Origin of the sequence: Paenibacillus sinopodophylli, from assembly GCF_005930355.1 — a bacterium.
Taxonomy (GTDB): Bacteria; Bacillota; Bacilli; order Paenibacillales; family Paenibacillaceae; genus Pristimantibacillus; species Pristimantibacillus sinopodophylli.
Genome location: NZ_VDBO01000002.1, coordinates 640,489 through 650,199 on the forward strand (window position 1 = coordinate 640,489; position 9,711 = coordinate 650,199).

The following is a 9,711-nucleotide window of genomic DNA, read 5'->3' on the forward strand; positions in this document are numbered from 1 at the left end:
GCAGCTGGAATAAATCAGCAGCCTCGTGGAGCTAACGGGCAAATTACATCAAAGATAGAATGTGATAAAAGTGATTGCTAGATACTAAAGGAACAATTTAATGGGGTGATAAGTATTGATCTTTAAAAAGCATGAACCTGAGTTTTCGCCAATAGATTTTTTTATTACTCGATTCTTTATTGGAGATAAATGTTTATTTGAGCAGGAAACAAAAGTTTCATTGCCTACTTTGATAACAGGTGATGCGATTGACATTTTTGATGAAAGTTATCTAATTGAAAGCAGGGAATTTGCTTTTAATGAAGGTGCTTTTATTACAGTTTATCGCATAAAAAAAGTTAACTGAGTAAATGGTTCTTTAAGTTAACGGAGAACGGTAGCTCAACAGGACATTAAGGCAGCCGGCTTCCGATCGGCTGCCTTTTTCATTGAAGTAGTGGGCAGGATAATGCTAAAAGGGTCTATAATGTGTAACATGCTTACTGAGGGGTGAAGATATGGCTGGTCTAAGAGAGTTAATTACTTTTCTTAACAAATTAGAGGATAATAATATATTTTATAAACTAAATAAAGTCCGAAATGAAGCTATCATGGTTGAGGTAGCTATTCCTGGTCAACGGTGGGAGATAGAATTTTTGGAAGATGGTACAGTAGAGGTCGAAAAATTTATCAACGATGGAGACTTTTATGATGCTAAAGAGTTGGAGTTTCTGTTTAAAAGTTTCAGTGATTAATTCAGAAAATCATTCAACTAACGGGGAACGTTAGTTCAATAAAAACACGGAAGCAGCCGATCACAATGATCGGCTGCTTTATTACGCTAACTGGCAGGATAGTTTAATCTGTTTCGCGAATATCTCCTTATAAAAATCGTAGTCCTGCTATGTGAAATTATGTAGGCCCAAATTAGGAGATCAACATGAAGAAGTCGGTAATAATTTTTTTATTAGCTATGATTCCGAATATAGCGGCCATATTTTTATTAATCGAAAATTTCCCTTATACAGGTCTTGGAAGAATTGTGAGCATTCCAATAACATTGTTTTTTAATATTACTATTTTGATAATTTCTCTATTTATCACTCGAATAATAAAATCAAGATTATATAAATGCATGATTTGGATTACAGTTGTATCAATAAACGTGTTGGTGGCAATCGTATTACATCCACAAGAATTCTTACCTAGCGTTTTAATGCAACTTCGAGAACTGTTATTTTCCAATACTGATTAACTCATTATTTTCATCCTTGCGGTCATTCGTTCTCTCGTTATGTCTGAGGTAGTTAGAAGAAATAATGCAGGTGGAGACGCTGATTGAAATTTAGTAATATTTTAAACTGAATGGGAACTATAGCTTAATAATAACCAGAACGAGGCTGCCGGAATAAATCGGCAGCCTAGTTGAGCTAACTGGCAGGATAACGTAAGGAAAGGTGGAATTTATTAATCAAGAAAATAGTCCTACAAAAGGAGCGCAATCAATGAAACTTTTCACGAAGGAAGTAAAGAAAATCGTAATTGATGAGTGCTTATTTCATTGCATAATTGACCAAACGTCTTCAAATGAGTCAATAAGTTTTAAAGTATATCCTTCAAAAACTAAAACATCATATTTTTTAATATTGTTTTCTTGGAAAGTTAATTGGTCCACAAACTTATGTGAACCGAGTGTTTGTGCTACTTTAATTAAATATGCAATAAAAAATGGTTGGGATTATACAAAAGAAAAAATAGTAATGAAAATTGAGCAAGGTGATTTTCTTGTCAAGGAATTAAGATTGGAGTCATAGTTGATTAAGCTTACGGGAAACTATAGCTTCATAATCACCAGGACGAGGCTGCCGACATAAACCGACAGCCGCGTTGAGCTAACTTGCAGGTTCGTTAAATTATTTCTCGAATACCTTAGTTATTCGGATATTAATATTATCTCTAATTATTTACTCTGGGGTGTCTTTTATGGGAATGGATTTTACTGCATATATGTCACATAGCCTTAAAGAAACTGAAATAATAGAGTTATGCAGTGAATTAAATGAAAACAGTACTCGATTTCCACTCATTCGTGAGTTTATTGATACACTTTTACCATTTAATCCAGAAGATAATGTAAGGAAGTGGCGTACAAGTGTTGATAGATCAGACGGGACAATCAGCTTGGCAGGTCCTTGTGGAATCTCACTTACTTTATCAGAGAAAGTATGTTATTTTCATCATTATTTTAGATGGAAAGGATTTTTAGTAGATAATGAGATACAACAGTTACTGAGAAATGTTAGCTATGGATTTATGAAGACCTTTAAATCTTCATTTGTTGTTTATGTTCCAGATAATGCTGCAAAAGAGTCTGCAATTATGGATTTCATCTGGGAAGATGAAAATAAGGACATTAATTATATGAGAGAATGGCTATTAGAGAATTGCGGGTTACCTAAGGATAATATCAACGATATTTATAAAGAGTATGAAGATTACTGGGATTCAGAAGGATATTATATAGATTATTTCAGTGAAAATGATGAGCCTAACAAAAATTCAGACTTGAATTCATAAAATTACAATTACAAAATGGAAACTATCGTTCAACTAACGGGTAACTAGAGCTCAATAAAGACAGGAAAGGTAGCCATTCTGTAACTGTTGCTACAATTAGATACATAAGAGGAACTGGCTACATTCAAAACTGAGAGGATGAGGTTGCAAAATGACTGATGATATTTATAAAGATTGGCCAACCGATGAACACGCCAGATGGATTAAAATGGGACATTTCTTTGGTAGGACACTAATGGATAACGTTAAAGGATACGCAAAAGAAAAAATTAATTCTAATTGCACTTTAGAGGAAAGAATTGCTGCTGAAAAGGCAATTAGTGATACCTTGTATGGGTTCATGTTGCTACTAGATGGTGTTGTTGATAGCAGCATCGATAAGGACCATGGAGTTGAATTTGCGCTAATAGCAAGAGTTTTTGACCAGAATACAAGAGAATATCTTGAAGAAATCGAATTGGCTCCAGAAGGAGATGGTTTGTGCATGGGAATTCATATGTGGGAAGATGGGGAATTTGAATAATACACAATGAGCAGGCGTTGAGGTGACCTGCTCATTTTATTAAGCTCCCTCGGTAAAATGTAGTTTTCTCACGAATACTCGCTTATTCGCAGGATCTCTCCAATAGATAAATCGCTATTCGGATAGAAGAGGGGGTGTACCGTCAAATTCGGCAACGGAAGCGCATGCGGGAACAGAAGGTGCGAGTTTTCGCTCCTTTTTTACTGTTCTGTTGCACGCTTCTCCACGTACTTCCGGAGGCTTTCACTCCCATTTCTCGACGGGTCGATGCCCTTTCATTCCTTCGTTACGCCTATCCGGTTGGTGGAGGCCGGTTATCCTAACGGTACGGGTCTATGCCCTTTTGCTCCATGCAATCCGGTACTCCGTGCAGTCTTGAGATCCTGCGAATAAGCCAATTTTCGTTCTAACTGAGAAGCGGTTAAGCAGTTTGTTTCATAGAATGAGCTCGATCCGGTTCGTAAGCTTCACCGCTATGTGCCATAGCAACAAGGAGGCGAGCCAACTTGCCGCAAAGCTTCATCACGGAGCGCATTGGCTTCATGCTTTTCATCTTAACATTCACTTCGTGCTGTCGTTTAAACGATACATCGTTCATGATGAGGGCCATGGTTGCCATGTACAGAGCATGCCGAAGCCTTGGTCGGCCACGTTTGCTGATGGACATCTGGCCCTTCCATTTGCCTGAACTCGCTTCAGCCAGGTTAAGGCCGGCATGCCGTAGCAACGCGTTACCATGTGCATAGCCGCTGAGGTCCCCAGCTTCACCGAGAATGCCGGCGACTGACAGGATGCTCATACCCTTAATGGCTAGCAGCGGTTCGGCTAGCGGAATCCGGACCAGTGCAACTGCGACTTCACCCTCGATTACCTGCAGCTGCTCCGTAGCCAGATCGTATTCGGCGAGCAGCTGTTGCAGATGAAGTTTGTAGGCTCTCTCGGCATGCTTGGCGCCGACTGAGCGTGCTGCTAGAGCCAGCAGTTCTCCAGCTCTTCGTTCACCGCTGTGCCGTTTCATGACCGTTTTCCAGCCGTCGATTACCTGGCGAACGGTGAGTTTTTGAAGATCGGCGGGCGTAGGAAAGAGACGCAGTGTAGCAAGCGATCCGGAGCCAATGAGGTGCTTGTATACCTGCCGCAGCTCAGGGAACACAATGTCGACCCAGCGGTGGATCCTGGTTCTTGACGCTGACAAGACGATGGACAATGGTCTCCCGGTTCGCCATGAGAACGCGCAGTTCCATGAACACTTCACTGGTTTCTTTGATGAAGGTGTAGTAGCCATTTTTCACCATATTGGCGATTACAAAGGCATCTTTGATGTCGCTTTTAGATGGTGTATTGTCGCGGTTTTCCTTGTTCTTTTTGACGAGATGAGGATTCACCAACACAACCTCGAGTTTGCGGTCTTTGAGCCAAGCAGCAAGGCCGAGCCAGTAGTGGCCGGTTGGTTCCATGCCGATGATGGTGTCGTCGTTGGAGAAGTGAAGCGGAGTGCCTAGCAGAATGATACGGAAATTGACGGCGCGTGCAACGTGGGTTTGCTGGACGATGTCGATGCCGACGACAAGGTGCTGAGTTGAAATACGTTCGAGCAGTTGATTTTGTTTGGTTTGAGTTTTAATCTTCAAGATAGAGCGACCTCCTTAAGATGGCTAAATGGCTATGACCCGTGACTACCCCATCTTACTGGAGGCGCTCGTTTTAATGTAAAGCGCAAAATTAACGCTCTACAGGAATCCTAACGGGCAGGATAACGCCAAAGACAAATGTTATAATAAATTTATGAAACTGAACCCGAGGTGTGATTATAATGGAAGATAATAAGTATCCAGAGAATTATTTTGAACACTACATTGTTAGTTTTTCTAGCACTGGTCAAACACTAGATAAAACTGGATTCGAGAATTTAGCGAGATTGTACATAGATATTGAAGGCTCTGACACGTTTTCAGAATTGATAAAAGAAATTCAGTTAATTAAGGAAAATGATGATTGGTCTTACTTTGAAGAGAAAGCTAGAGATTTTGAAATAAAAGACTTATCTAATGATAAACTAAAGGAAATGGCTGAAGTAGCAATAAAAGTATCTATTGATATGACCTAATTGGAATTTAGTGTAACGGGAACGATAGCTCCATGACGACAGGTTACCGAGCATACAGGCAGCCTGCTCAATTATCTGGCAGTTTAAATGAATAAAGAAGGAGAAGGCATAAAATAGTCGAAATGACTATTCAATATTCATAAAAAGGAGAGAATTATCGTGGAGATAACGCCAGTAGAACTGATAGGAGAAAGGGTTAAGATACTTCCTATGGAAGTTGATCACGTACAGGAATTATTTGATGCGGGAAACTATCCAGATATCTGGGCGTATTTGCCAATGAAAATAAATTCAATTGAAGATATGAAATGTCTTGTGGATGGAGCGCTTCAAGCAAAAGTACAAGGAACTGAATTTCCTTTCGTTATCTATGATAATGATTCAGGAAAAGTTGTGGGAAGCACTCGTTTTCTTGATATATCCATACCTAATCGGAGTTTGGAAATTGGTTGGACATGGCTGTCTCCGACAGTTTGGCGAACAAGTATAAATACTGAGTGTAAGTATCTTCTTTTGAAGCATTGCTTTGAAACACTAGGGACAATTCGTGTACAAATAAAAACAGATGGTCGTAATCTTAGGTCTCAACAGGCAATTGAAAGATTAGGTGCTGTTAAGGAAGGAGTGCTTCGTCGGCATCGCATCATGTATGATGGATATGTGCGAGACTCTGTGTATTACAGTGTAATCGATGAAGAATGGCGTTTCGTGAAGGACAGATTAGAGAGTATGCTACGACAATAGCGTATGTTCTTGATTATCAGAAGATAGATGACCTCAGAACGAGGTCTTGTTATTTAGCTAACGGGAAACGTTAGTTCAGCGAACTATGTAGCGATCTAATATTTTCAGCACGTAAGGGTATTATATTCTTTAAGAAAAAGGTTTTTTTATTGAGAATGCACTGAGAAAATATTCTGTATATAAAGGGGGGTGATCCCCCTCGCCTCCATCTCCACCAAGGAAAACCCGACCTCATGAGGTCGGGTTTTTGCATTTTTATTTTTGTTAAGACAAATTTTGTTGAGCTAACGGGCAGGATAGCTTAATTACTTAGCGAATAATTTGTATGAACAAAGCGGAGGGACTGAAGGCACTGAATGAATTAAAGAGGATATACTTGTAGCTGCTGTGGTGAGTATCACGATGAACTTCCAACCAGTTATGGAACTACTCCTCCAGCCTATTACGAATTTACACTACCCGATGAGCGAGAAAAAAGGTTTGAACTAAATGAAGACTTATGTGTTATGGACAATGAACATTACTTCATTCGAGGTTGTGTTGAATCTCCGATAATCGGGACAAATGAAGAATTCATTTGGGGCGTTTGGGTTTCGTTAAGCAAGGAAAATTATTTGATAGTAAAAGAGAGCTGGAATCAATCCGAATTATTAGAACCAATGCTTGGATGGTTTTCTACTGTGCTACCTTGTTATCCTGATACTTTAAACTTAAAGGCAAAGATCCACCACAGGGCAGATGGACTTAGACCATATATTGAACTGGAACCGACAGACCACCCACTGGCGGTTGAACAAAGAGATGGAATTACAATTGAACGTGTTCAACATATTGCTGATGAGCTATGCGTAAATAACAAGAGCGATGATTCATTACGATAACTGGGAACGATAGTTCAACCACAACATGACGGCAGCCGTTCACACGATCGGCTGTCGTTGTTCATTGAAGTAACGGGCAATTATCTTTAGTGAGGGCAAATGGTACAATAAGTGAAGAAGGACATAATAATTTTAAGCTAATTAGGTTGGTTAGCAACCAACGGTGAATGATTTAATATGAAACGAAGGCAGCGTAAAAAACAGCATTTAAAGCATTTAGCGGATATTGTTTACGAAGTAAGTGTATCTTCAATATGGAGGGCTAGACTCTTCCAGACTCATTTAGGTAAGAAAATCATCATTGATATAACATCAGTAGATGGACTCAATGATTATTTCGTAAAACAACTTAGAAGGAAGAACTTAAAATATTTTGTTTCAGTTGTATCTCACTCTGAAACCAGAGGATGGGAAGATTTAGATTCAAGTCTAATTTATTTTAAGTTTGAAGCAGTTGAGTTTCTGGATTTAGCTTCTTATTCAGCGAACAACCCACTTGTTTACTGAGACGATAGATTAAGCTAACTGGGAACGTTAGTTCAATGTAAGAGCTACAGCCCAGGACTTTGCTCGTCCTGGGCCGTCGCTTTTTTAATACAAATGGTTGCTCGTGGTACGATTTTTTGAAAAGTCGCTTAACCCTTTATGATCTTCTATAAGGAAGAAGGTTCTGAATGAACGATGACTTGGCTTTAATAATGTACATTCATAAGTTATAATGACCAAAGATGAAAAGACTAGGAGACGATATAAATGCCACTCTCATGTGGTATCGTCGGTCTTCCTAAAGTTAGTGAAAATCAAATTATTGATGCCTTCTACGTGCTAAAAAACAACTTAAATGTTGACGGTTGTAGACTGGTAGAACGCCGGATCCACAGTAACAATCCAGTCAGAACTTATAAATAGAAGTACGCTTGTAGCATATTATCTAAAGTTGATAATGCCCACTAACCAATTTGGCTAGTGGGCATTTGCTTAATCAATAATACAGTTAAGCTGGGCATTTTACACTATTGCCGCCCTTAACGAGGATTAAGTGTTCGGACTGTATATTTTAGGAACCAGCTAAGAGTTTAATTATGATAGGAGTTTTAAACCGATCGCTGCGCCCAATACCATAGCTATGAAAAGAACACAGCGCCAATCCTTTGATTCTCCAAAGAAAAACATGCCAATAAGCGCACCTCCAACAGTACCAATACCGCTCCAGATACCATAAGCAGTTCCCATTGGTAAACTTCTCATTCTATTGTACATATACTCCGACGGAGCAATCTATTCGGAGACTCTCGTACCAATTTCAAAAATCGAGTTGTATTTTCCTGCCTGCTCTCAAAATATCGCGCCATCGCCGCATACTCTTCGCTTCTGATTTTCCCTAAAGCATTGTCCTCATAAAACTTCCTTTTAATGGTTTGCCGTTCCCTTTCCCTACTGTTCAATCTGACGACTTCTTTCATGCCATCTCACCGCTGGTTTTGCTGCTGCCGCCGCGAGTGAAGGACAAGCCATGGCCTCTCCTCCCTCGAATCGTGCAGTTTAAAGTTTTCTTTACATTTCATCTATGAGATAGTTTGCTTTGATATCATATAATGATGAACATTGACGTAATTTGTCCTACAACAGACGGATTGGATCGGCAAGGGCTTATTAAGGGTTATAGAGAGGGCTTATTTACGCCGTATGACGCGATCAAAATAGCAGTATTCATGACTCTTCATTCGGATTGACTGACAAGTCGGAGGTGACGGTTAAAGATGTAAATCATTTGAATAGTTACAGTTTACTAGAATTCATTGTGCTCGTTTAATGGTTACTATTGTTTATAAATGGAGGATGTTAGAGATGAGAGATACGAGATTCAAGACACAAGCATGGCGATCCAGTTCAATCAGCCAAGTAGCTAGATGGAAGTTGTTTGTTCGTATGTTATTAATTGTAACGTTGATCGCTTCAATGCTTCCGTCGGCAGCATTGACCGTATCGGCGAGTACGGAGGTAACGTATTTAGACGAGAACGGCGTAGAACAAACGCAAGCTGTAACGATCATCGACAGCAGCAATTGGGGCGATGATTCTACACTTACAACCGGCTGGTATTTGTTTCGTGGTTCATGGACTATGCCTAGCTCGATCACTGTATTGGACGATGTATATATTATCCTTGAGGATAACAGCCATGTAACGGTGTCACAGACTAGCAGCGATAGCGCAGGAATTAACGTTTCTACTGGAAACAATTTGACGATTTTTGCACAATCTACTGGATCAAGCATGGGCAAGCTGAATGCTCACGGTGGTAATTATTTCGCAGGTATCGGCGGTGCTGGCGGGACGGTTACGATTAATGGCGGCGTTATAACTGCCACTGGTAGTGATTTTGGCGCAGGGATCGGCGGCGGCTATCTCAGTGCTGGCGGGACGGTTACGATTAATGGCGGCGTTATAACTGCCACTGGTGGTGATTATGGCGCAGGTATCGGCGGCGGCGAAAGCGGTGCTGGCGGGACGGTTACGATTAATGGCGGCGCTATAACTGCCACTGGTGGTTTTTTGGGCGCAGGTATCGGCGGCGGCTATGGCGGTGCTGGCGGGATGGTTACGATTAATGGTGGCGACATAACTGCCACTGGTGGTGGTTATGAAGACGGCGCAGGTATCGGCGGCGCAGGTATCGGCGGCGGCTATCTCGGTGCTGGTGGGACGGTCATTGTCAGTGGATTTTACGAATATTGGACGAATAATACAAATAGTGCGCCTAGTGCAATAACGGGGCTCAGCAGTTTTGACGGTGATACTAGCACTTTCGTAGAATTTGCATACGTCAAATTTCGTTCAGTCAAAGTTATTAACAGCGCAGAGATCACGGTCACTGCACCTGTAACCGGAGCTACGCC

The 9,711-nt window shown here is 40.6% G+C and carries 8 protein-coding genes and 4 pseudogenes; 10 read left to right on the forward strand and 2 right to left on the reverse strand.

Annotation, left to right across the window (positions count from 1 at the left end):
• The first annotated feature begins 115 nt into the window (after nucleotides 1-115).
• The 5 genes from FGT79_RS14975 to FGT79_RS14995 all read left to right on the forward strand — a co-directional run bounded on the left by FGT79_RS14975 (nucleotide 116) and on the right by FGT79_RS14995 (nucleotide 3,079).
• Nucleotides 116-346, forward strand: a complete 231-nt coding sequence (locus tag FGT79_RS14975; RefSeq protein ID WP_138753587.1) for a hypothetical protein — start codon at nucleotides 116-118, stop codon at nucleotides 344-346.
• 151 nt (nucleotides 347-497) lie between these two features.
• Entirely contained in the window at nucleotides 498-734 is a 237-nt protein-coding gene (locus tag FGT79_RS14980) for a hypothetical protein (protein ID WP_138753588.1), read from the forward strand.
• Nucleotides 735-1,484: 750 nt separating this feature from the next.
• Nucleotides 1,485-1,793: a hypothetical protein gene (locus tag FGT79_RS14985; protein ID WP_138753589.1), complete on the forward strand. Its 309-nt coding sequence runs from the start codon at nucleotides 1,485-1,487 to the stop codon at nucleotides 1,791-1,793.
• A gap of 169 nt (nucleotides 1,794-1,962) precedes the next feature.
• Complete coding sequence (locus tag FGT79_RS14990; protein WP_138753590.1) at nucleotides 1,963-2,556, forward strand: hypothetical protein; 594 nt, start codon at nucleotides 1,963-1,965, stop codon at nucleotides 2,554-2,556.
• Between the two features lie 151 nt (nucleotides 2,557-2,707).
• Entirely contained in the window at nucleotides 2,708-3,079 is a 372-nt protein-coding gene (locus FGT79_RS14995; protein ID WP_138753591.1) for a hypothetical protein, read from the forward strand.
• A 421-nt stretch (nucleotides 3,080-3,500) separates the two neighbouring features.
• Here the strand turns inward: FGT79_RS14995 and FGT79_RS15000 are convergent.
• A pseudogene (locus FGT79_RS15000) lies at nucleotides 3,501-4,710 on the reverse strand (IS110 family RNA-guided transposase).
• A gap of 182 nt (nucleotides 4,711-4,892) precedes the next feature.
• On the opposite strand from FGT79_RS15000, the gene FGT79_RS15005 reads away from it, so the two are divergent.
• The 4 genes and pseudogenes from FGT79_RS15005 to FGT79_RS15020 all read left to right on the forward strand — a co-directional run bounded on the left by FGT79_RS15005 (nucleotide 4,893) and on the right by FGT79_RS15020 (nucleotide 7,318).
• Nucleotides 4,893-5,186: a hypothetical protein gene (locus FGT79_RS15005; RefSeq protein WP_138753592.1), complete on the forward strand. Its 294-nt coding sequence runs from the start codon at nucleotides 4,893-4,895 to the stop codon at nucleotides 5,184-5,186.
• A 159-nt stretch (nucleotides 5,187-5,345) separates the two neighbouring features.
• Nucleotides 5,346-5,930, forward strand: a complete 585-nt coding sequence (locus FGT79_RS15010; RefSeq protein WP_171056254.1) for a GNAT family N-acetyltransferase — start codon at nucleotides 5,346-5,348, stop codon at nucleotides 5,928-5,930.
• Nucleotides 5,931-6,298: 368 nt separating this feature from the next.
• Nucleotides 6,299-6,811: pseudogene (locus FGT79_RS15015) on the forward strand (DUF2199 domain-containing protein); the annotation flags it as partial.
• 177 nt (nucleotides 6,812-6,988) lie between these two features.
• The gene (locus tag FGT79_RS15020) at nucleotides 6,989-7,318 is read left to right on the forward strand and encodes a hypothetical protein (protein ID WP_138753594.1); all 330 of its coding nucleotides are present in this window, start codon (nucleotides 6,989-6,991) and stop codon (nucleotides 7,316-7,318) included.
• A 573-nt stretch (nucleotides 7,319-7,891) separates the two neighbouring features.
• Here FGT79_RS15020 and FGT79_RS15025 read toward each other — a convergent pair.
• Nucleotides 7,892-8,059, reverse strand: a pseudogene (locus FGT79_RS15025) (DMT family transporter); the annotation flags it as partial.
• A gap of 600 nt (nucleotides 8,060-8,659) precedes the next feature.
• On the opposite strand from FGT79_RS15025, the pseudogene FGT79_RS32270 reads away from it, so the two are divergent.
• Nucleotides 8,660-9,711 (forward strand): annotated as a pseudogene (locus FGT79_RS32270) (hypothetical protein); the annotation flags it as partial.